The organism is Actinomycetospora sp. CA-053990, from assembly GCF_050948445.1.
Classification (GTDB): Bacteria; Actinomycetota; Actinomycetes; order Mycobacteriales; family Pseudonocardiaceae; genus Actinomycetospora; species Actinomycetospora callitridis.
In genome coordinates, this window is the sequence record NZ_CP192043.1 from 916,839 (window position 1) to 936,911 (window position 20,073).

Consider the following 20,073-nt stretch of genomic DNA (forward strand, 5'->3'; position numbering starts at 1 on the left):
AGCTTCGGTTTCCGAAGCGTCCGGCGCCAGGGGTGGCGGCTCGGCGGCCCGTCCGCTGGGGGCGTCCTCGCCCCACCGCCGATGCTTCAGTTTTCGAAGCGTCCTGCTCAGGAGTCAGACGACCTGACGCCTCAGCGCAGCACCGCCCGCACGGCGGCCGGGGCGTCCGAGGGCCGGAGCAGCGGCACCGAGCGCCCGCCACCCGCGGCGGCGATGCGGGCGCAGGACGTCCGCGCCTCTTCGTCGTCCACCGTCACCAGCGTGTGCACCCGCGCGACGCCGGAGGCCCCGGCGATCGGGGCCGGATCCTCGCCCTCGTTCCAGGCGCCGTCGGTGAGCACGAGGACGTCGGCGTGCGGCACCCGCGCGGCCGTGGCCTGCGCGAGGGCGGTGCGCAGGCCGAGTGCGAGATCGGTGGTGGAGCCGCCGCGCAGGTCGAGCAGCGAGTCGAGCACGGCGGACGTCGGCGCGGGGGAGTGCAGGTGGCGCAGCACCACCGCGCGCGACCAGAACGCGATCACCGCGAGCTCGTCGTCGGTGCGCAGCCCGGCCGCGAGGGCGCCGGCCGTGGTGACGGCCGTGGTCAGCGGCTTTCCGGCCACCGAACCGGACGCGTCGACCAGCAGCACGATCGCGCGTCCCGGCGACCGCCAGCCCCGCCAGCGGAGGTCCTCGGCGCGGATCGGCCGGTGCTCCAGGGACTGCTCGAGGGTGGCGTCGAGGTCCAGGTCGAGCCCGTCGCCGGTGACGGTCGCGAGCCGGGTCGAGCCCCGTCGCTCCGTCTCGCCCGCTCGGGCCGGGGGCACGAGCAGGCGGACGGCGAGGCGCCGTGCCTTCGCCCGCAGGATCGGGTCGGTGGCACGGGCGAGGTCGGCGAGCAGGTCGATCGTCCCGTCGGCGTCCTCGCCGAAGGCCCCGGCGGTGGCGGCCTCGTCGAGCACCCCCACCGTCGGGCTGACGCTCTCGAGGTCGTCGTGGCGACGCTGCAGGTCGGCGCGGGTCTCGGTGCGCCGGGCCTGGTCACGCAGCAGGTCGGCGACCTCCCGGGGGTCCGACACCACCTTCGGCGGCGCCCCGGGCGAGCGGCCCGCCTGCGGGGGCGGCGAGCCTCCGGGGCTCAGGCTTTTCCTCGCCACCACCCTCGGCGCCGACGCGCTCGTCGACGGGCGCGCTCGCCGCCCACAGGTCGGCGACGACCTCCTCGACGGTGCGCGTCGAGCCCTCGAGCAGCTGCACGCGCCCGGAGAGGGCGGCCAGCGCGGCGTCGGTGCCGGTGGTCTCGGCGTCCGGGGCCAGCCGGCCGGCGAGCCCCACGTCGCGCAGCTCGGCCAGCGAGGCCGCGACGGCCACGAGGTCCAGCGCGCCGCGCACCGAGGAGCCCAGGCGCAGGTCGGGGTGCTCGCGGGTCGCCCGCGTGGCCCGGACCGCGCGCGCGACGAAGGCCTCGTCGACGACGCCGTGGTCGCGACGCACGATCGCGGTCTCCTCGTCGGCGTCCTGGTGCACGAACCCGACGCGGCACGACCGGTCGTAGAGCGCGGGCGTGATGCGCCCGGTGCCGACGGCGTCCGACGGGTTCATCGCCGCGACGAGCCGGAAGGACGGCGCCGCGTCGACGATCCCGAGCCGCGGGACGTGCAGGCGGCGCTCCGAGAGCACGCCGAGCAGGACGTTGAGGGTCTCCTCGGGGACGCGGTTGAGCTCCTCGACGTAGAGCAGCGCGCCCGAGGTCAGCGCTCGGACCAGCGGCCCGGGCACGAAGTTCTCGGGGGTGTAGTCCTCGGTGAGGACGCGCGACGGGTCGTGGTGGCCGACGAGACGCGCCGGCGAGAGCTCGGCGTTCCCCTCGACCAGCTCGAGCCCGACGCCGGCGCCCTCCGCGAGCGCGCGCAGCAGCGTCGTCTTGCCGGTGCCGGGCGGGCCCTCGAGCAGCACGCTGCGGCCGGCCGCGAGCGCCGCGGCGATCACCTCGGACTCGCGCACGCGCCCGATGACCCGCGCACGGGAGGCGTCGATCATGGCGCGGACCGGCAGGCCGCCCGCGGTGGGCAGACGGGGGGCGGCCCCGGTGTCCACGAGGGAGACCGGGGCCGCGGAACCGTTCGTCACAGGGAGTCGATACCTCAGTCGAAGATCAGGACGCCGCGGATGTTCTTGCCGGCGTGCATGTCCTCGTAGCCCTGGGCCACCTCGTCGAGCTTGTACTGCTTGGTGACGAGCTCGTCGAGCTTGACCTTCCCCTTGTTGTAGAGGTCGAGCATCTTGGGGATGTCGGCCTTGGGGTTGGACGAGCCGAACAGGGAGCCCTTGATCTTCTTCTCGAAGAGGGTCAGCTCGCCGATCGGGATCGGCACGCCCACCTCGGTGATGTCGCCGAGTCCGGTGACGACGACCGTGCCCTGCTTGCGGATCGAGGCGAAGGCGTTGCCGACGTGCTCGGGCTTGGTGATGCCGATCGTGACGATCGAGACGTCGGCGCCCTGGCCGTTCGTGTAGCCCTTGGCCAGCTCGGTGGCCTCCTCGATCGACTCGACGGCCTCGGTGGCGCCGAGCTCGAGGGCCTTCTCGCGCTTGAACGCGACGGGGTCGACGGCGATGACGTTGGCCGCGCCCGCGTGGGCGGCGCCCTGGACGGCGTTGGCGCCGATGCCGCCGATGCCCTGGATGATCACGGTGTCGCCGGGGGCGACCTCGGCGGTGTTCACGGCGGTGCCCCAGCCGGTGCCCACCGAGCAGCCGAGCAGGCAGGCGACCTCGAGCTTGGTGTCCTGCGGGACCTTGATCGCCGAGTCGACCGCGACGGTCGAGTACTCGGAGAAGGTCGAGATGCCGCACATCTGGCCGACGTTGGTGCCGTCCTCGAGGTGCAGACGGGTCGACGGGTCGTCCCAGCGGGTGCCGGCGAGCAGGCCCGCGCCGAGGTCGCAGAGGTTCGAGTGGCCGGTGGCGCACCAGCGGCACTGCCCACAGGCGGGGAGGAACGAGAAGACGACCTTGTCGCCCACCTCGAAGCCCTTGGTGTTCGGGCCGACCGACTCGACGATGCCGCCGCCCTCGTGGCCCCCGGCGAAGGGGTAGGTGCCGACCGGGATGTCACCGGTGGCGATGTGGTCGTCCGAGTGGCAGAGGCCCGAGGCCACCATCTTCACCCGGATCTCGTCCTGACGCGGGTCGTCGACCTCGACCGTCGCCGTCTCGTACTTGCCCGGGGCCTGGCGGACGAGGGACGTCCGGCACGTGATGGACAACGCTGACCACTCCTTGCGTAGCGAAAACGTCGAATGATGCGCCCGACTCTATGTCTCGCCTCACAGGTTGGGAAGAGGGTTACCGAACGATCGGTCGGTTGCGTTCCGGGTGCGTCCGTGGGAGCGGATCCGCCGTTCCGTAGGATCCGGACGGTGAGCCTGCACCTGTACGACACCGCACGACGCGAGCTGCGGGAGTTCCACCCGCAGCGCGCCGGCACGGCGTCGATGTACGTGTGTGGGGCGACCGTGCAGGGCGTGCCCCACGTGGGCCACGTGCGCTCCGGTCTGGACTTCGACGTGCTCCGCCGCTGGCTCGCCCACAGCGGGTACGACGTGCTGCTCGTCCGCAACGTCACGGACATCGACGACAAGATCCTGAACAAGGCCGAGGCCGCGGGCCGGCCCTGGTGGGAGTGGGCGGCGACGCACGAGCGCGCCTTTGCCGCGGCCTACGACGCGCTGGGCTGCCTGCCGCCGTCGGTGGAGCCGCGCGCCACGGGCCACATCACCGAGATGGTCGAGCTGATCGAGCGCCTCGTCGAGAGCGACCACGCCTACGCCATCGACGGCGACGTGTACTTCGCGGTGGGCACCTGGCCGTCGTACGGGGAGCTGTCCGGCCAGCGCGTCGAGGAGATGGAGCAGGGCGAGGGGGCCGATCTGCGCGGCAAGCGCGACGCCCGCGACTTCACGCTCTGGAAGGCCGCGAAGCCCGGCGAGCCGTCGTGGCCGACGCCCTGGGGTCGCGGAAGGCCTGGCTGGCACCTGGAGTGCTCGGCGATGGCCACCCACTACCTGGGCCCGCGCTTCGACATCCACGGCGGCGGCCTCGACCTGGTGTTCCCGCACCACGAGAACGAGCTCGCCCAGTCGCGGGCCGCCGGCGACGGGTTCGCCGAGTACTGGCTTCACAACGCGTGGGTGACGATGTCGGGCTCGAAGATGTCGAAGTCGCTCGGCAACACACTGACGATCCCCGCGGTGCTCGAGCGCGTGCGGCCGGTCGAGCTGCGCTACTACCTCGTGGCGCCGCACTACCGCTCGACGTTGGAGTACTCGGAGCACGCGCTGGCCGAGGCCGCCGCTGCGTACCGGCGCATCGAGACGTTCGTGCACCGCGTGCACGACCGCGTCGGCGCCGTCGAGGTCGGGCGCATCTCCGACGCGTTCGCGGCTGCGATGGACGACGACATCGCCACCCCCGCGGCGCTCGCCGAGGTGCACGAGACCGTGCGCGCCGGCAACGCCGCCCTCGACGCCGGCGACCGCACCGCCGCGATGGCCGCCGCGAGTGCGGTGCGGGCGATGACCGGCATCCTCGGCCTCGACCCCGTCACCTGGGGCGACGGCGCCGCGGGTGGCGGCGCCGACGACGCGGCGCACCAGGCGCTCGGCTCGCTCGTCGACTCGCTGCTCGAGCAGCGCACCCGGGCCCGCGCCGAGCGCGACTTCGCGCGGGCCGACGCCCTGCGCGACGAGCTCACCGCGGCCGGCGTCGCCGTCGAGGACACCTCCGACGGCCCCATCTGGTCACTCAAGGACGGTGCCTGAACCCCATGGCCGGCAACTCCCGCCGCCCCGGCGCCCGCCGCAACCCGGGCTCGAAGAAGGGCCCGACGAAGGGCTCCGGCGGCAAGGGCCGCAAGAGCCTCGAGGGCCGGGGCCCGACCCCGCCCGCCGAGAAGCGCCCGAACCACAAGTCCTACCGGGGCGAGGGCGGATCGAGCTCGGCGTCCGCGCCCCGGCGCCCCGCCACCGAGGAGCGCTCCGCGCCACGCCGTGCCCCGTCGCGGCGTGACGACCCCGACGGCCCCCAGACAGTCCTCGGGCGCAATCCGGTGGTCGAGAGCCTGCGCGCGCACAGCCCCGCCATCGCGCTCTACATCGCCCAGAACATCGACGTCGACGACCGCGTCCGCGAGTCGATCCGCAGCGCCTCCGAGCGCGGGATCTCGGTGATGGAGGTGCCGCGCGGCGACATCGACCGGATGGCCGACGGCGCGGTGCACCAGGGGCTCGCACTCTCGGTGCCGGCGTTCGACTACCTCCACCCCGACGACCTGCTCGAGGAGGCGCGCCAGCGCGCCCACCTGCAGAAGGTCGAGCCGCTGCTCGTCGCCCTCGACGGCGTCACCGACCCCCGCAACCTCGGCGCCGTCCTGCGCTCGGTGGCGGCGTTCGGCGCGCACGGCGTGCTGCTGCCCCTGCGCCGGTCGGTCGGCGTGACGCCGGTGGCCTGGCGGACCTCGGCGGGCGCGGCCGCGCGCGTGCCCGTCGGGCGGGCGACGAACCTCAGCCGCACCCTGTCGGCGTGGCTCGACGAGGGCCTCGTCGCGGTCGGGCTCGACGGCTCCGCGGACGCCGACATCGACCACCTCGACGACGCCGCGGGCCCCGACGCCGCCCGCGGGCCCCTCGTGCTCGTCGTCGGCTCCGAGGGCAAGGGACTGTCGCGCCTCGTGCGCGAGACCTGCACCGCCTCGGTGTCGATCCCGATGGCCGGCGAGTTCGAGTCGCTCAACGCCTCCGTCGCGGCGGGCGTCGCCCTCGCCGAGATCGCCCGGCGGCGCCGCGCCTGACCTCGTCGCAGCGAACGGCCTGTTCGCTGCTTCTACGCGCGCGAACTTCCCGTTCGCTCGCCCGGACCGTCCTGGCGAAGGGCACCCCTTGCCGCTCTATCCGAGCGAAGGTGCCCTTCGGCCGGAATCGGCGGGCACCCCGCGAGACGACCCGGAGCGAGGCGCGTGCTCCCGCGGCACGGCCAGGTCGGTGTCGTCCTCGCGACCCCGGAGCACGCGGGACTCGACCACCTCCCACCGCTGCGCCTCGTCCCCCGCGCGCGACAACGCCGCCCCCGACGCCACGACCCCGCCGTCGAGCTCCTTCGCGACCTCGGTCAGCCGCGCGGCCTCGTTCACCGGGTCGCCGATCACCGTGTACTCGTAGCGGCGGGTGTCGCCGATGTTGCCGGCGACGGCCTCGCCGGCCGAGACGCCGATGCCCGCGGAGATGTCGTCGAGCTCGTCGGCGATGCGCCGCGCCATCTCCCGCCCGGCGCGCAGGGCGCAGCCGGCGGCGTCGTCGAGCGCGGTCGGCGCACCGAAGATCGCGAGCGCCGCGTCGCCCTCGAACTTGTTGATCCAGCCGTCGTGCTGCTCGACCACGTCGATCACCACGGCGAAGAACGCGTTGAGGATCTCGACGACCTCGTGCGGGGGCCGGGTCGCGGCGAGCCGGGTGGAGCCGACGAGGTCGACGAACAGCACCGCGACCTCGCGCACCTCGCCCCCGAGCTCGACGTCGTTCTCCATCGCGGTGCGGGCGACGTCCTCGCCGACGTGCCGGCCGAACAGGTCCCGCACGCGCTCCCGCTCGCGCAGCCCGCCGACCATGGTGTTGAAGCCGGCCTGGAGCAGGCCCAGCTCGGTGGTGTCGAACACCGGGACCTCGGCGTCGTAGTCGCCGTCCTCGACCTGGCGCTGGGCCCGGCGCACGGCGAGCACCGGCGCCGCCGTCGACATGGCGGTGAGCACCGTGACCAGGAAGCCCACGACGAGCGCCACGCCGCCGAGCACGAGGACGACGAGGGCGAGCCGGTCGGTGGTGTAGCCGCCGAACGCGAGCGAGGCCACGGCGGCGAGCAGGACGCCGACCAGCGGCACCGCGGTCCCGAGCACCCACGAGCCCACCGCGCGCAGCGCCACCCCGGGCAGGACGCGTCCCGACGGCGGGCGGTCGTTGAGCACGCGCGCCACGTCGCGGCGCAGGACGCGCTCGACGAGCCGGTAGGTCACCGCGACCGTCGCCACCCCGCCGAGCGCCACGGTGATGCCGACCGAGATGCCCAGCCGGGGGCTCGCGAAGACGTTGATGAGCACGAAGACGACGACGGCCGCCGCCCACAGGACGGTCTGGACGGTCGCGAGTCGCAGCGGGCCGCGCAGCACGACGCGGCGCAGGCGCTTGCGCTGCCGCCGCACGGCGCGGTCGTCCGCGCCCGGACCCGGGGGCCGCGGTACCCGCATCCGGAAGTGACCCCAGACCACGCCGACGAGCACGGCGCCGAGCACGTAGGCCCCGAACGCGACGAGGTTGCGCATCAGTGCGCCGGGGTCGTCCTCGACGAGCTCGCCGAGGGGCAGCACCCAGGCGGCGACGACGAGCACCACCCCCGCGCCCATGATGTTGGGGATGACGACGACGAGGGCGAGCGCGAGCCGCGTGACCATCCGGAGACCGCGCTCCTCGGTCGCCGTACCTCGGGACGCTCCGGACATGGGCGGACCCTAGCCGCGGGCCGGCGACCAGCGACGTCACACCGCCGGGAGGCTCACTCCCCCGTGGACGGAACGGCGCGACGGCGCCGGACGACGACCCACGCGGCGACGTAGGCGACCGCCGCGGCGACGAGCACCGCCGCCAGGGCCGGGTGCATGTCCTTCGAGAGGCTCGGCGCGCGGTCCGGGCCGATCGCCCAGAGCACGAGCGGCGTCGCGAAGGCGACGGCGAGACCCGCCGCCCACCACCGCAGGGCAGCGAGCCGGGCGTGGCGCCAGGTGCTGACGACGACGATCGCGACCGGGACGACGGCGAGCATCGCGAACTGGCCGACGACCATGACCGCCACCGCTCCGGCGGCGATGGGGGCGGACCGCGGCAGGCGCCCGGTCGTCGGCGACGGGCTGGTGACGGTGACGGACATGGGACGCTCCCCCGATTGTGACCACCGCTCACGTCTGCGAGCACTGCTCTCAGCATGGCAGCCGAGCGACCGAGAAGCAAGAGCACTGCTCTCGAAAACGAGTCACCGCACCAGCAGCTGCACCAACGCCGCGACGCCCACCACGACGATCACTCCGCGGAGCACCACCGGCGGCAGCCGCCGCCCGACCAGCGAGCCGATCACGCCGCCGACGATCGACCCGCAGGCCACGCACGCCACGACCGGCCACGACACCGGCGCGACCAGCGCGAACACGATCCCCGAGACGAGGTTCGCGAGCGTTGCGAGCACGTTCTTCACCGCGTTGTGCCGTTGCAGGTCGTCGTCGATCAGCAGGCCGAGCGTCGCGAGCAGCAGGACGCCCTGCGCGGCGCCGAAGTACCCGCCGTAGACGCCGGTGCCGTAGGTCGCCGACCACACGGCGGGGCCGACGCGGGTGCGGGGCGCGCCGTCGGGACGTCGCGCGGCCATCCGGCGCGAGACCCAGGGCTGGATCACCACGAGCACCACCGCCAGGGCGACGAGCGCCGGCACCACCGCGTCGAACGCCTTCGGCGGCAGCCAGAGCAGCAGCACCGCGCCGGTGAGCCCGCCGAGCACCGACGCGACGCCGAGCCGGACGACCCGCCCGCGCAGGCTGCGGAGCTCGCGCCGGTAGCCGATCGCGCCGGTCAGGGAGCCGGGGACGAGGCCGAGCCCGTTGGAGACGTTGGCGGTCAGCGGCGGGTAGCCGAGGGCGAGCAGGACGGGGAACGTCACCAGCGTCCCGGAGCCGACGATCGTGTTGACCATCCCGGCCCACACGCCCGCCACGACGATGATCGCCGCATGCCCGAAGTCCAGGCCGGGGGTCACCCGGACATGATGGTCGCGCGCGTCGATCGCCGCCGGGTCCGCAGCGCCCCGAGGGCGCGGCAGACCACGTAGATCACGAACGCGATCGAGGCGACGAACGGGCTGATCGGCAGCCCGGCGTCGAGCGACGCCACGATGCCGCCGATCACCGCGACCTCGGCGAACACCACGGCGAGCACGGACGCCAGCGTCGGCGACGCCGTGACCTGCGCGGCGGCGGCGGCCGGCGTGATGAGCAGGCAGAGCACGAGCAGCGCGCCGACGATCTGGACGCCGAGCGCCACCGTCACGCCCAGCAGCACCGCGAAGACGATCGAGAGCGCGCGCACGGGCACCCCGCGGGCGGCGGCGACCTCGGGGTCGAGGCTCGCGAACAGCAGCGGCCGCCGGACCACCGCGAACACGCCGAGCACGACGACGCCCACGATCGCGAGCGTCAGCACGTCGCCGACGTCCACGCCGACGATCTGGCCGACGAGCAGCCCGAACTTGTTGGCCGAGCGCCCCGTGTAGAGCGACTGGAACAGCACCCCGAGGCCGAGCCCGAACGACAGCAGCACCCCGATCACGGAGTCGCGCTCGCGCTGGGCGCGGCCGAGGGCGCCGAAGAGCAGGGCGACGAGCACCGCGCCGACGAGCGCGCCCCAGCCGACGGCGTCGGTGCCGAAGACGAGCAGCGCCCCGGCGCCGCCGGCGAACGCCAGCTCGGCGGTCCCGTGCACCGAGAACGCCATGCCCCGCCCGACGACCACGGGGCCGAGCAGTCCGGACAGGACCGCGAGGACGACGCCCGCGATGAGCGCGTTGCGGACGAAGTCGAGCGAGAGGAGGTCGAGCGTGCTCACGGACCGCCCCCGGTGTGGACGAGGCGGTCCTCGGCCCCGACGACGACGATGCGGTCGCGCACCCGGACGACGTCGACCTCGGTGCGGTAGAGCTCGGAGAGCGTCTCGGAGGTCATCACCTCGTCGGGCGTGCCGATCCGGAACTGGCCGTCGACGAGGTAGAGCACCCGGTCGGTGACGGGCAGGACCGGGTTGAGCTCGTGGGTCACGAGCACCACCGCGGTGCCGTGCTCACGGCGGCGCCGCTCGAGCAGGTCGACCACCGTGCGCTGCCGGGCCAGGTCCAGCGAGTGCAGCGGCTCGTCGGCCAGCAGCAGCCCCGGGTCCCCGACGAGCGCCTGCGCGATCCGCAGCCGTTGCTGCTCCCCGCCGGACAGCGCGCCGACCGGGGCGTCGGCAAGGTCCAGGGCGTCGACCTGCAGCAACGCCTCCCGCACCTTCCGGGCCCGCTCGGCCCGCCCACGGAGGACGGGCCCGAAGCGGTGCCCGTCGAGGCCGAGCCCGACGAGGTCCCGTCCGCGCAGCGGGGTCAGCGGGTCGACGTTCGTGTGCTGCGGGACGTACCCGACGGTCGCGTTCCCGCGCCGCGGCGCGTGCCCACCGACCTCGCACGTCCCGGCCGCCAGCGGGAGCAGCCCGAGCAGCACCGAGAGCAGCGTCGTCTTGCCCGAGCCGTTCGGGCCCAGCACGGTGACGAACTCGCCGGGAGCGACGGCGAGATCGAGCCCCGTCCACAGCGTGCGCCCGCCGCGGCGCACCTCGGCGCCGGACAGGCGGAGGGACGGGGTCGAGCTCATGCAGGGGCTCCCAGGGCGCGGGCGAGCTCGGTGCGGGTGGCACCGAGCCAGGTCAGGTAGTCCTGCCCGGCGGGAAGTGTCTCGGTCACGTCGACGACCGGCACACCCGCGCCCGTCGCCGCGTCGCGCAGGCCGGTGGTCAGCGGGGTCTCGGTCTGCGGGTTGAAGACCAGGGCGTTCACCCCGCGGGTGCCGACGAGCTGGTTGGCCTCGGCGAGCGTCGCGGCCGGCGGGTCGGTCTCGTTCTCGATCGCCTCGCTGAACGCGGGCGGGGTGGCGTCGGCGACGCCGGCACCGGCGAGCAGGTAGTGCGCGATCGGCTCGGTGGCGAGCACACGGGAGCCGGGGCGGGCCTGGCCGATCGCCGCGAGCCGCGCCGCCTCCTCGTCGACGCGACCGGAGAACGTGCTCGCCCGCTGGCGCAGTGCGTCGGCCTGGGCGGGCTCGACGGCCGCGAGGCGGTCGGCGACCTGGGTGACGACGCCCTTGACCGCGGTCGGGTCGAACCACACGTGCTCGTTCTCCTGCGCCTGGTCGCCGCGCAGCGCGAAGGCCTCGACCGCGCGGCCCTGCAGGGCCGGGTCGCCGTCGAGGATCTGCTCGACCCACTCGTCGTACCCGCCGCCGTTGTAGACCACGAGGTCGGCGTTCGTGATCGCCGCGGCGTCGGCAGGGGTGCTCTCGTACGAGTGCGGGTCGGCCGCGGGGTCCTGGATGATCGAGCGCACCTCGACCCCGGGCCCGGCGACCGCGCTCGCCACGGAGCCCCAGACGTTGGTGGTGGCCACGACCGTCAGCGTCCGCCCCGGGGTCGGAGCCTGCGGAGCGGGGGTCGCCTGCGTGTCACCGGACCCGCCGCAGCCGGCGAGCAGCAGCGCACCGAGCGCGAGGGCCACGACGGCCGCGGTTCGGGGACGGACGGGCACGGGCGGGCTCCTCGTCGACGGTGGGCCGGCGGGGTCCGGTCCGTTCGCCCGAAACGATAACGGTTATCGATTGCGAGAGGCAGGGTCGGGTTCACCCGACCCGGTCACATGCGGCGCGCACCCGGCGCACCACCCGCCCCATCGGTCGCGCGGAGTGGCCCTAGATCGAAACAGTCGATACGTTCGGGCGGTGGGAGAGGCACTCGAGGGGCGCCGGTCGCGGCGTACCGCCACGCTCGCCTCGCTGGCGGCTGAGCTGGGCGTTTCCCGGACGACGGTCTCGAACGCCTACAACCGCCCCGACCAGCTCTCCCCGGCCCTGCGTCGCCGCGTGCTCGACACGGCGCGACGCCTCGGCTACCCGGGCCCGGATCCCGTCGCCCGATCCCTGCGCACCCGCAAGGCCGGCGCGGTCGGCCTGCTGCTCACCGAGGCGCTGTCCTACGCCTTCCGCGACCCCGTGGCGGTGCAGTTCCTCGAGGGGCTCGCGCTGGCCTGCGAGGACAACGGCTCCGGCCTGCTGCTCGTGCCGGTGAGCCCGGAGGCCGACGACCCCGGCGCCGTCGCGCGGGCCGGCGTCGACGGCTTCGTCGTCTACTCGATGCCCGACGACGACGACAACTTCGCCGCGGTGCTCGAGCGCCCCGTGCCCGTCGTCGTGTGCGACCAGCCCACCGCGGTCTCGGACGTCGACCGCGTCGGCATCGACGACCACGCCGCGATGGTCGACATGGCCCGGCACCTCGCCGGGCTCGGCCACCGCAAGGTCGGCGTGCTCTGCATGCGCCTGTCGACCGAGCGCAACGACGGCTTCGCCAGCGTCGGCCGCCAGGAGAACGCCCGCTACGAGGTGCAACGCCGTCGCCTGTCCGGGCTCCGCGAGGGGTTCGCCGAGGCCGGCGTGGACTGGACGACCGTGCCGGTGGTCGAGCGCTTCGACCACAGCGAGTCGGCGGGCGCCTCGGGCGCCGAGCAGCTGCTCGCGCGCCACGACGTCACGGCGATCGCCTGCACGTCGGACCTCCTCGCCCTCGGCGCGCTGCGCCACGTCCGTGAGTCGGGCCGCCACGTGCCCGACCAGGTCTCCGTCACCGGCTTCGACGGTGTCCCCGCCGCCGAGCGCGCGGAGCTCACCACCATCCGCCAGCCGACCCTCGACAAGGGCCGCGCGGCGGGCGAGCTCCTGCTCGACCGCGGCGACCGTCAGCGTTCCCGCACCCTGCTGCTGCCCACCGAGCTGCTCGCCCGCGCCACCTCGGGGCCCCCGCCGGGTGCCTCCGGCAGGTGAGCACTTCGAGGTGCTGAGGCACCCCGAACTGCTCACGAGCCGTCAGGCACCCACGCCCAGCGCCTCGAGGAACCCCGCCGCCCAGCGCTCGACGTCGTGCTCGAGCACCTGCGCGTGCAGCAGGCCCATCCGCCGCCGGGCCTCCTCCGGGTCCTGCGAGGCCGCGGCGACGATCGCGTCGCCCACCGCGTGGATGTCGTGCGGGTTGACCAGGTACGCGCCGTCGCCCAGCTCGTCGGCCGCGCCGGTGAACTCCGAGAGCACCAGCGCCCCGCCGCCGTCGGACCGGGACGCGACGTACTCCTTGGCGACGAGGTTCATGCCGTCGCGGTAGGGCGTCACGAGCATGACGTCGGCGCAGCGGTAGAACGAGACGAGCTCCTCGCGCGGGACCCCCTGGTGCACGTAGTGGATCACCGGCCGCCCGATCGAGGCGTACTCGCCGTTGATGCGGCCCACGCTCAGCTCGATCGTGTCCCGCATCTCGGCGTAGTGCTCGACGCGCTCGCGGCTGGGCGTCGCCACCTGGACCAGGACCGTCTCTCCCGCGTCGAGCCGCCCGTCGCCCAGGGCCTCCGCGAACGCCTGCAGGCGGACGTCGATGCCCTTGGTGTAGTCGAGACGGTCCACGCCGAGCAGCACGGTGCGCGGGTCGCCGAGCTCGTGGCGCAGGGCCTCGGCGCGCTCGGCCGTCTCCGGGTCGCGGGCCATCTCGTCGAGCTGGGGCGCGTCCACCGAGATCGGGTAGGCGGCGACGCTGACGGTGCGGCCGTCCGGCGCGGTGAGGTGGTCGGCGCCGGACGCGGGGCCGGCCTCGGGGCCGGCCTCGGCGTCGGTGAGCCGGGTGGCGACGCGACGGAAGTTCCCGGCGCCGCCCGCGGTCTGGAAGCCGATCACGTCGGCACCCAGCAGCCCCTCCACCACCGCGTCCCGCCAGGGCAGCTGGGCGAAGAGCTCGGGGGGCGGGAACGGGATGTGCAGGAAGAACCCGATGTGCAGGTCCGGACGGCGCTCGCGCAGCAGGTGGGGGACGAGCTGGAGCTGGTAGTCCTGCACCCAGACCGTCGCTCCCTGGGCCGCCGACCGCGCCGCGGCGTCCGCGAAGCGCTCGTTCACCCGTCGGTAGGCCTCCCACCAGGACCGTTCGAAGCGGGGCGTCGCGACGACGTCGTGGTAGAGCGGCCAGAGCGTCGCGTTGGCGAAGCCCTCGTAGTACTCGGCGACCTCGTCGGCGCTGATCGCTACCGGCCGGATCGCCAGGCCGTCGTCGTCGAACGGCTCCGCCTCGACGTCCGGCCGCCCGGGCCAGCCGACCCATGCGCCCTTCCGCGCGCGCAGGGTCGGCTCGAGGGCGGTGACCAGCCCGCCCGGGCTGCGCTGCCAACTGCCGTCCTCGTCGATGCCGAGAGGAAGGCGATTGGCGACCACCACCAGGTCAGAAGACCCGTGGTCGTCCTCGGCGTGCGTCACGTTCTCTGTCCTCCGCGGTCTCTCCGGGCAGCACACGGCGGAGCAGCCGTTGCAGCGGCCAGCCGATCTGCTCCCCCACCGAGACCCCGGCCGCGAGAGCGAGACCGAAGGTCAGGGCGAGCAGGATCGTCACCGCGCCCACGGCCACACCGCCGTACGCGAGCTGCGAGAACCCGCGGTACATCGTGAGGCCCGGCAGGAGCGGCGTGATCCCGGCGATCACCAGCACCAACGGGGGTGTACCCAGTGAGCGGGGCAGGACCATCGCGACGAGCCCGAGCGCGGCCGCCGCGAGCGCCGCGGCCACGACCTCCCCGGCACCGAGGATCCCGAGCAGCCCGTAGCCGGCCCACGCCACCGCGCCCGCGAGCGCGGCGAGCGGCAGCGAGCGCCACGGCGCGTAGGCGGAGAGGGCGAACAGCATCCCGGCCGCCGCGGCGGCGAGCAGCGAGATCGGGTGCAGCGACGGTGCCGGGCTCTGCGGCACCACGGCCGCGTAGGCGCCCGCGTCGGTGCCGAGCACCGTGGCGACGAGCTTGATGCTGACGACGACGCCCACCAGCAGCCCCGCCGACGCGAGGACGACCTCGACCGCACGTCCGGCCGCCGTGAGCGGGAAGCCGGAGATCGCGTCCTGCACGAGGCCGACCAGCGACAGGCCCGAGAGGAGCACGACGATGCCGGCCGCGATGACGAACGCGGGGGAGTCCTCGAGCGTCCCGGTCCACGCCAGCGTCGTCGCGCTGAGCGTGACGATGGTGGCGCCGACCATCTGCTGGAAGAACATCGGGACCCCGTGCTTGCGGAGCCAGCGCGCCGCGGTCCAGATGACCCCGGTGGCCAGGGCGGCGAGCACCGCGACGAGCAGGCCGCCGCCGATGAGGAAGGCGACCGCGCCGGCGAACAGCGACCGCGCCATGCCCGCGACGAACCGCGGGTAGGGATGCGGGCCGTCGACGGCGGTGCCGAGGCGGGTGAACGCCTCCTCGACGCTCAGCGGCTCCTCGCGGTCGACGATCATGGAGATGATCGCGTCGACGTCGGCGAGGCGCGTGTAATCCTGCGTCCGGTAGCGGACGTTGCGCATCGTCGTCACCGGGCCGGCCTCGTTGCCGCGGTGGCAGCACATCGTGATCGTCGAGAAGGCGATGTCGACGTCGCACGTCGGCAGGCCGTACGTCCGCGCGATGGAGAGCATCGTGTCGTGCGCGACGGCCGCGCCCGCGCCGGTGGCGAGCTGCACCTCGCCGATGCGCAGCGCGAGGTCGAGCACGCGCAGCACGAGGGTGTCGTCGGCGACCTGCGGCCCCGGCACGGCCGGGAGCAGCGTGTCGCGCATCGTCGGCGCGTCGATCGCGCGACGAAGATCGGGTGTGACCGGGAACTGTCGGCGGAGCGAGCCTCGTGCTCGCTGGGCCACCCCCACGGGCGGACCTTCCTCTCCCTGCTCGCCGGAGTGCTCACGCTGATGACGGGGCACTCCGGGAAACTTCATCCAGCACCTGCCCAGACGTGTGGGAGCCGATCAACGTTGTCCCGGGTGGCGCGTGTGACGCCCCACTCGGACAGGGGACGGGGCCGCCCCGGCTCGACCGCCACCCCCGCACGACGACACTAGCCACCGCCGCGCCGGGCGGGGGCTGCCCGCCCACGGGCGCCTCGTACCATGGCTCCCGTGCCGGCGTAGCTCAATCGGCAGAGCATTCGCCTTGTAAGCGAAAGGTCCGGGGTTCGATTCCCCGCGCCGGCTCCATCTTCACTGGTCGCGCTGGGTGCTGGATGTTGGCCGCAGTGATCAACCCACGTCTTACTCACCGGATTCCTCCTCGTCGTGCCAGGCGTCGAGGGCAGCGGCAGCGCCGGGGTTGGCGATCCGTCGGCCCAGGTAGTGGTTCTGGGTCATCGAGACGTGGGCGTGCCCGAGCTGGTCGGCAATCGCACGGGGCGTCTGGCCGGCGGTGTCGAGGATCGTGGCGCAGGTTCGGCGGAACACGTGCGACGTGACCCAGGCGAAGCCGTCGCTTCCTCGTGCCTCGCGGAACGCCCGGCGGGTGTTGGAGGGGTCACGCCACCCGCCGAGGGTGTCCGGGAACACCGGTCCGTCGACATCGCCCGCTCGTTGGCGCCGCCCCAGCATCGAGCGCAGGAACCCGGGCAGGATCAGGAGCCGCTCGCCTGTCTCGGTCTTGGTGCTCTTGCGAACCAGGCCGACGCCCGTGACGCGGATCAGGGTGTGCCCGACGTCGACGGTTCCCGCGTCGAGGTCGACCTCCGCCCAGGCCACCGCCAGCGCTTCACCGATGCGGACTCCGGTCCCGATCATGAACAGACACAGGTCCGGGAGGTCCTTCTCGACCGCTGTCTCGTCCGCCTTTAGGTGCGCGAGCCAGGAACGGCACTCGTCGAAGGTGAGCGCCCGCGTCGCCTTGCGCCGACTCGTGTTGATGCGGCTGACATCCCGCACAGGGTTCGAGGGGATCGCCCCGTGCCGGACGGCGACCCCGAGCACGCCCGAGAGCACCGTCCTCGTGAGCTTCGCGGCTGCTGGACCTCGCTGCGTCCGTACGGCCTGGATGAACGAGTCGAGGACGGGAACGGTGGCCTCTCGCAGCCTCAGCTCACCGACGCCGGGGAGGATGATCCGGTCGAGCTGGCGGCGATAGTGCTCGGCCGTGCTCGGCGAACGGTCCCCTTCTTCCGCCGCGGCCTCGATCTTCTTCAACCACTCGGGAACGATCTCGCGGATGCGCGTGTCCCCGGTGACGCCGGTGCCGGTCCGCGCCCGGTCCTTCAGCGCCGCCTTTAGGTTGTCCCGGGCCTTGGTCTTGCTGGCGCCGCGTCGCTCGACCTGCCTGGCCTGACCGTCGAGGTCGCGGAACAGCGCTCGTGCGACGTAGTTGCCGGGCTCGCCGCGGACAGTGATCTGCCCATAGCTCCCGATCGGGATCGCGGGTCGTGGCATGGCGGATCAGCCCCGCTCGGTGTCGTCGAGGCCGTCGAACCACGCCCGAACCTCGGCGGGGTCGTAGCGGAGGTACCGGCCCACGCGCCGGCCGCGAGGGCCGTACTTGGTGTAGCGCCACTGGTAGATCGTTCGGAGCGGCACGCAGAGGAAGCTCGCGACGTCCTCGGCGCCCCAGAGACGCTCCGGGCGGCTGGGGGCTGCGGCCGTCGTGCGATCACCGACGGGCCGGACGATGTCGTAGGTGGTCATCGCTAGTCCTCCTGGTTTCGTCGTGCGAGGTGCGCGAGCTGGCCGAGCGCCCGCTCGAGGTGGGCCGCGACGGGCTCGAGGGCGGCTGCGGCCTCGACGAGCTCCGACTTCGCCTCGAGCAACGTGGTGGCGGGGTCGGTGGCGCGGTCGTCGCGGAAGCCGTTGGCCTCTGCCCGCTGGAGACAGCGCCCGAGGTAGGCCAGAAGCTGGGGCAGCCGGCCGGCGACGGTGGCGAGCTGGAAGACAGCCGAACCGAGGGCATGGACGTCGACCAGGCCGTGGAACGAGACGTGGTTGGCCTCGCTGATGCCGCGGGCAGCGCGGTCGAGGGGGGTCTTCGATCATGTGCGCGCCCCAGCCGATGCAGCGGACAGGGCGTCGCCAATACCGCTGGCGATGGCGCCCAGGACGTGGCCGGTGCCGGTGACGACGCCGGGAGCGACGACGGCGAGCAGCGCGACCGTGATGACGCCGAGGACGACAGCGGCGCCGACGGCCCGGGTCTGGGCCGCGATCACCGTGAGCAGGGCTGCGATGATGACGGCGGCGATCATGGGCGCTGCCCTCCGGGTTCGGTGCGGTCCAGTCGGACTGCGTGGACGTGGTGGAGCTGGCGGCGCGGTGGGTCAGGTGCGGACGCGAGCTGGCGCTGGCGGTGGGCTTCAAGGGCGCGGTCGGTGGCGGCGGTGAATGCCTCTACGACCGAGGCGTCCCGCAGAGCGCGGCGGCGAGCGAGAAGGACCCAGCCGGCTGCAGTGAGTGCGCCGAGGACGAGGACGATGGCGACGCCACAGCCGACAACGCGGTTGGCCTCGGCCGTGGTGGCAGCGACGCCGCGGAGTCCGGCGTCCAGAGCGCGGTAGCCCCCGGCGGCCAGGAGGACGAAGCCGGCCAGGCCGACGAGGGCCCCGAGCAGCGAACCGCCCGATTCGGCGTCGCCGGTCGTGCGGATGACGTTGATCAGCCCGATCTGTCTCATGCCGCCTGCCCTCCCGAGCTGGACCCGCCGGACCGCTTGCTGCGGGTGGCGAGCGGGGGGACCTCGACCTGCTCAGGCGCGGGGTACTCGGCGGCCAGGTACGACAGTTCGGCGTCGGAGACCCAGTCGGCTCGAACCTTGATGGGCTGGCGCTTGCCGCCGTCCTCATCGATGACGAACCCCATGCCGGGGCAGGCCTCGGGGATGGCGTCGCACCGGGCGCCGCGGTCGTAGGCGGAGTCGGTGAGCACCATTCGGGTCTCGACGTCGGAGTCGAGCCGCAGGGCGACGCGGTAGCCGAACATGTCGCGGAACGAGAGGACTTCCTTGCGGGGGTCCTGCACGCAGCCGATGACCACGACACCGGGGGCGCGACCCTGGGAGAGCATCCGGCGCACCGCGGCGTTGGCCCGGTCCTTGAGGTCGCGGTTGGCGATGTAGGTGGTCAGCGCCAGCAGCTCGTCGACGAGGATCACGTAGAGCGGGTAGTCGCCGAACATCCGCGCGAGCAGCTTGCGGACGTTGCCGCCGAGCGCTTCGGCGCGCTGGCGCATGAGGTCAGCGGCGAACTCCAGGGCGGCCACGAGGTGCTCGTCGTCGCCGTAGGCCAGCATGTAGAACAGCTCGGAGACCATCCGGTACTCCATGCCGCCCTTGGGGTCGATCCCGACCAGGCGCACCTTCCCGTCCCGGATTGCGGGGGCCAGCGCGCGGATGATCGCTGCGACGAGCCCGGACTTGCCGGCGCCGGTGAGGCCCGCGATCAGGACGTGGGTGCCCATGAGTCGCAGCCACCAGGGTTCGCCGTCCTCACGGCGCCCGACGCGCAGCCACTTGAGGTCGGCCGAGGCCAGTGGCTCCTCGTCGGCGTCCTCGGCGAGGACGTCGCGGTAGACCACGCGCAGCAGCACCCAGCCTTCGCGTGAGGGGTGGGCGAGGACGCGGACCTCGAGGGCACACCACTCACAGGCCAGGGCGTCGGCCTGGCGAGCGATGACGCCGGGGGTGACGCCAGCGCAGAGCTGGACGTGGAGCTGGTCGACGTGCTCGCCCAAGGACACCCACAGCAGGCGGGGGACGATGACGCGATGGGAGGCGTCGGTGGCCTTGACTCCGGTCGCGGCGCACACGTCGTCCCAGGACCAGCGGTAGCGGGTCCGGCGAGCGAAGCGCCGGAGCCGCGAGGTCACCCGCGACTCCCAGGAGGCGGGGGAGGACCGCGACCAAATCCGCGCGACGAGCGCCCCGACCAGGGCGACGACGAGCAGCCCCCACGGCCCGAGCGCGAGCCAGGCCAGCGCGGCAACGGTCAGGGCGCCGCCGAGGGCGGGGACATAGAGGCAGCCCCAGACGGTCATGACGGTCAGCCAGCCGGCCCACCACCCGGCGGTGAGGCTCCAGCGGATGAGCCGGGAGCGCTCGTGGAGGCGTTCCATGCGCATGACATCGGCGCGGGTGCGGATGGTCTGGCCGCGCCACAGCCGCGCGGTGCTGATCTCTCTCATCGGGCACGCCCCCCGAGCCCGCCACGGGTGATGCGGTCCTTGGGGGTGTGGTTGGCGAACTTGCCGCCCTTGCCGTTGCAGGCCCCACAGCGCCCGTAGGAGCGCTCCCAGCCACGGGAGGTCCAGGTGCGCTGGGCGCAGGAGCCGGAGCCCTGGCATGCGGTGCAGAAGTGGTAGCCGCCGGTGGTGAGCCCGGTGGCGCGCATCGGACGAGCCATGA

At 73.7% G+C, this 20,073-nt stretch carries 20 protein-coding genes and 1 tRNA gene; 4 read left to right on the forward strand and 17 right to left on the reverse strand.

The annotated features are described in order from the left end of the window. Nucleotides 1-131: 131 nt before the first annotated feature. Genes ACQPYN_RS04715 through ACQPYN_RS04725 form a run of 3 tightly spaced genes read right to left on the reverse strand, consistent with a single transcriptional unit; the run spans nt 132 to nt 3,248 of the window. Nucleotides 132-1,058: a vWA domain-containing protein gene (locus tag ACQPYN_RS04715; protein WP_433034105.1), complete on the reverse strand. Its 927-nt coding sequence runs from the start codon at nt 1,056-1,058 to the stop codon at nt 132-134. After that, nucleotides 1,021-2,109, reverse strand: a complete 1,089-nt coding sequence (locus tag ACQPYN_RS04720) for an AAA family ATPase (protein WP_433034108.1) — start codon at nt 2,107-2,109, stop codon at nt 1,021-1,023. The genes ACQPYN_RS04715 and ACQPYN_RS04720 overlap by 38 nt, the downstream gene beginning before the upstream one ends. Before the next feature lie 14 nt (nt 2,110-2,123). Next, nucleotides 2,124-3,248 carry an NDMA-dependent alcohol dehydrogenase gene (locus ACQPYN_RS04725; protein ID WP_328302180.1) on the reverse strand — a complete coding sequence of 375 codons (1,125 nt, stop codon included), beginning with the start codon at nt 3,246-3,248 and terminating at the stop codon, nt 2,124-2,126. Nucleotides 3,249-3,401: 153 nt separating this feature from the next. Here ACQPYN_RS04725 and cysS point away from each other — a divergent pair, with 153 nt between their 5' ends. Next, the gene (gene cysS, locus ACQPYN_RS04730) at nt 3,402-4,802 is read left to right on the forward strand and encodes a cysteine--tRNA ligase (RefSeq protein ID WP_433034112.1); all 1,401 of its coding nucleotides are present in this window, start codon (nt 3,402-3,404) and stop codon (nt 4,800-4,802) included. Between the two features lie 5 nt (nt 4,803-4,807). Beyond that, nucleotides 4,808-5,830 (forward strand): 23S rRNA (guanosine(2251)-2'-O)-methyltransferase RlmB, encoded by a 1,023-nt coding sequence (gene rlmB, locus ACQPYN_RS04735; protein ID WP_433034115.1) that lies wholly within the window; start codon nt 4,808-4,810, stop codon nt 5,828-5,830. Nucleotides 5,831-5,926: 96 nt separating this feature from the next. Here rlmB and ACQPYN_RS04740 read toward each other — a convergent pair whose 3' ends face one another. The 6 genes from ACQPYN_RS04740 to ACQPYN_RS04765 all read right to left on the reverse strand — a co-directional run bounded on the left by ACQPYN_RS04740 (nt 5,927) and on the right by ACQPYN_RS04765 (nt 11,397). Then, complete coding sequence (locus ACQPYN_RS04740) at nt 5,927-7,528, reverse strand: adenylate/guanylate cyclase domain-containing protein (protein WP_433034118.1); 1,602 nt, start codon at nt 7,526-7,528, stop codon at nt 5,927-5,929. 53 nt (nt 7,529-7,581) lie between these two features. After that, a complete protein-coding gene (locus ACQPYN_RS04745) occupies nt 7,582-7,953 on the reverse strand; it encodes a hypothetical protein (protein ID WP_433034121.1) in 372 nt (123 codons plus the stop codon). A gap of 102 nt (nt 7,954-8,055) precedes the next feature. Further along, on the reverse strand, nt 8,056-8,817 hold the full coding sequence (locus ACQPYN_RS04750; RefSeq protein ID WP_433038726.1) for a sulfite exporter TauE/SafE family protein: 762 nt from the start codon (nt 8,815-8,817) through the stop codon (nt 8,056-8,058). A gap of 8 nt (nt 8,818-8,825) precedes the next feature. After that, complete coding sequence (locus ACQPYN_RS04755) at nt 8,826-9,674, reverse strand: metal ABC transporter permease (protein WP_433034124.1); 849 nt, start codon at nt 9,672-9,674, stop codon at nt 8,826-8,828. After that, complete coding sequence (locus tag ACQPYN_RS04760) at nt 9,671-10,471, reverse strand: metal ABC transporter ATP-binding protein (protein ID WP_433034127.1); 801 nt, start codon at nt 10,469-10,471, stop codon at nt 9,671-9,673. The genes ACQPYN_RS04755 and ACQPYN_RS04760 overlap by 4 nt, the downstream gene beginning before the upstream one ends. Beyond that, nucleotides 10,468-11,397, reverse strand: a complete 930-nt coding sequence (locus tag ACQPYN_RS04765; RefSeq protein WP_433034130.1) for a metal ABC transporter solute-binding protein, Zn/Mn family — start codon at nt 11,395-11,397, stop codon at nt 10,468-10,470. Before ACQPYN_RS04765 ends, ACQPYN_RS04760 begins: the two co-directional genes overlap by 4 nt. Before the next feature lie 190 nt (nt 11,398-11,587). On the opposite strand from ACQPYN_RS04765, the gene ACQPYN_RS04770 reads away from it, so the two are divergent. Continuing rightward, nucleotides 11,588-12,685, forward strand: a complete 1,098-nt coding sequence (locus tag ACQPYN_RS04770) for a LacI family DNA-binding transcriptional regulator (protein ID WP_433034133.1) — start codon at nt 11,588-11,590, stop codon at nt 12,683-12,685. Between the two features lie 42 nt (nt 12,686-12,727). On the opposite strand, the gene ACQPYN_RS04775 is transcribed toward ACQPYN_RS04770, so the two are convergent. Both ACQPYN_RS04775 and ACQPYN_RS04780 read right to left on the reverse strand, forming a co-directional pair. Then, nucleotides 12,728-14,155 (reverse strand): alpha,alpha-trehalose-phosphate synthase (UDP-forming), encoded by a 1,428-nt coding sequence (locus ACQPYN_RS04775; protein ID WP_433034137.1) that lies wholly within the window; start codon nt 14,153-14,155, stop codon nt 12,728-12,730. Then, nucleotides 14,121-15,494, reverse strand: a complete 1,374-nt coding sequence (locus ACQPYN_RS04780) for a threonine/serine ThrE exporter family protein (protein WP_433034140.1) — start codon at nt 15,492-15,494, stop codon at nt 14,121-14,123. The genes ACQPYN_RS04775 and ACQPYN_RS04780 overlap by 35 nt, the downstream gene beginning before the upstream one ends. 338 nt (nt 15,495-15,832) lie before the next feature. Here ACQPYN_RS04780 and ACQPYN_RS04785 point away from each other — a divergent pair. Further along, nucleotides 15,833-15,908, forward strand: a tRNA-Thr gene (locus ACQPYN_RS04785). Nucleotides 15,909-15,962: 54 nt separating this feature from the next. On the opposite strand, the gene ACQPYN_RS04790 is transcribed toward ACQPYN_RS04785, so the two are convergent. The 6 genes from ACQPYN_RS04790 to ACQPYN_RS04815 all read right to left on the reverse strand — a co-directional run bounded on the left by ACQPYN_RS04790 (nt 15,963) and on the right by ACQPYN_RS04815 (nt 20,071). After that, nucleotides 15,963-17,117 carry a site-specific integrase gene (locus ACQPYN_RS04790; RefSeq protein ID WP_433034143.1) on the reverse strand — a complete coding sequence of 385 codons (1,155 nt, stop codon included), beginning with the start codon at nt 17,115-17,117 and terminating at the stop codon, nt 15,963-15,965. A 6-nt stretch (nt 17,118-17,123) separates the two neighbouring features. Beyond that, the gene (locus ACQPYN_RS04795) at nt 17,124-17,369 is read right to left on the reverse strand and encodes a helix-turn-helix transcriptional regulator (protein ID WP_433034146.1); all 246 of its coding nucleotides are present in this window, start codon (nt 17,367-17,369) and stop codon (nt 17,124-17,126) included. 341 nt (nt 17,370-17,710) lie between these two features. Next, entirely contained in the window at nt 17,711-17,923 is a 213-nt protein-coding gene (locus ACQPYN_RS04800) for a hypothetical protein (RefSeq protein ID WP_274196068.1), read from the reverse strand. Next, nucleotides 17,920-18,348, reverse strand: coding sequence for a hypothetical protein (locus ACQPYN_RS04805; RefSeq protein WP_433034150.1), 429 nt, complete (start codon nt 18,346-18,348; stop codon nt 17,920-17,922). Before ACQPYN_RS04805 ends, ACQPYN_RS04800 begins: the two co-directional genes overlap by 4 nt. Then, a complete protein-coding gene (locus tag ACQPYN_RS04810; protein ID WP_433034153.1) occupies nt 18,345-19,853 on the reverse strand; it encodes an FtsK/SpoIIIE domain-containing protein in 1,509 nt (502 codons plus the stop codon). Before ACQPYN_RS04810 ends, ACQPYN_RS04805 begins: the two co-directional genes overlap by 4 nt. Further along, nucleotides 19,850-20,071 carry a hypothetical protein gene (locus ACQPYN_RS04815; protein ID WP_433034156.1) on the reverse strand — a complete coding sequence of 74 codons (222 nt, stop codon included), beginning with the start codon at nt 20,069-20,071 and terminating at the stop codon, nt 19,850-19,852. Before ACQPYN_RS04815 ends, ACQPYN_RS04810 begins: the two co-directional genes overlap by 4 nt. Nucleotides 20,072-20,073: the final 2 nt, after the last annotated feature.

Coding starts and splice junctions, on each gene's coding strand:
- rlmB (WP_433034115.1), top strand. CDS start 4,808: ATGGCCGGCAACTCCCGCCGCCCCGGCGCCCGCCGCAACCCGGGCTCG.
- ACQPYN_RS04740 (WP_433034118.1), bottom strand. CDS start 7,528: ATGTCCGGAGCGTCCCGAGGTACGGCGACCGAGGAGCGCGGTCTCCGG.
- ACQPYN_RS04745 (WP_433034121.1), bottom strand. CDS start 7,953: ATGTCCGTCACCGTCACCAGCCCGTCGCCGACGACCGGGCGCCTGCCG.
- ACQPYN_RS04760 (WP_433034127.1), bottom strand. CDS start 10,471: ATGAGCTCGACCCCGTCCCTCCGCCTGTCCGGCGCCGAGGTGCGCCGC.
- ACQPYN_RS04780 (WP_433034140.1), bottom strand. CDS start 15,494: ATGCGCGACACGCTGCTCCCGGCCGTGCCGGGGCCGCAGGTCGCCGAC.
- ACQPYN_RS04790 (WP_433034143.1), bottom strand. CDS start 17,117: ATGCCACGACCCGCGATCCCGATCGGGAGCTATGGGCAGATCACTGTC.
- ACQPYN_RS04795 (WP_433034146.1), bottom strand. CDS start 17,369: ATGACCACCTACGACATCGTCCGGCCCGTCGGTGATCGCACGACGGCC.
- ACQPYN_RS04800 (WP_274196068.1), bottom strand. CDS start 17,923: ATGATCGCCGCCGTCATCATCGCAGCCCTGCTCACGGTGATCGCGGCC.
- ACQPYN_RS04805 (WP_433034150.1), bottom strand. CDS start 18,348: ATGAGACAGATCGGGCTGATCAACGTCATCCGCACGACCGGCGACGCC.
- ACQPYN_RS04810 (WP_433034153.1), bottom strand. CDS start 19,853: ATGAGAGAGATCAGCACCGCGCGGCTGTGGCGCGGCCAGACCATCCGC.
- ACQPYN_RS04815 (WP_433034156.1), bottom strand. CDS start 20,071: ATGGCTCGTCCGATGCGCGCCACCGGGCTCACCACCGGCGGCTACCAC.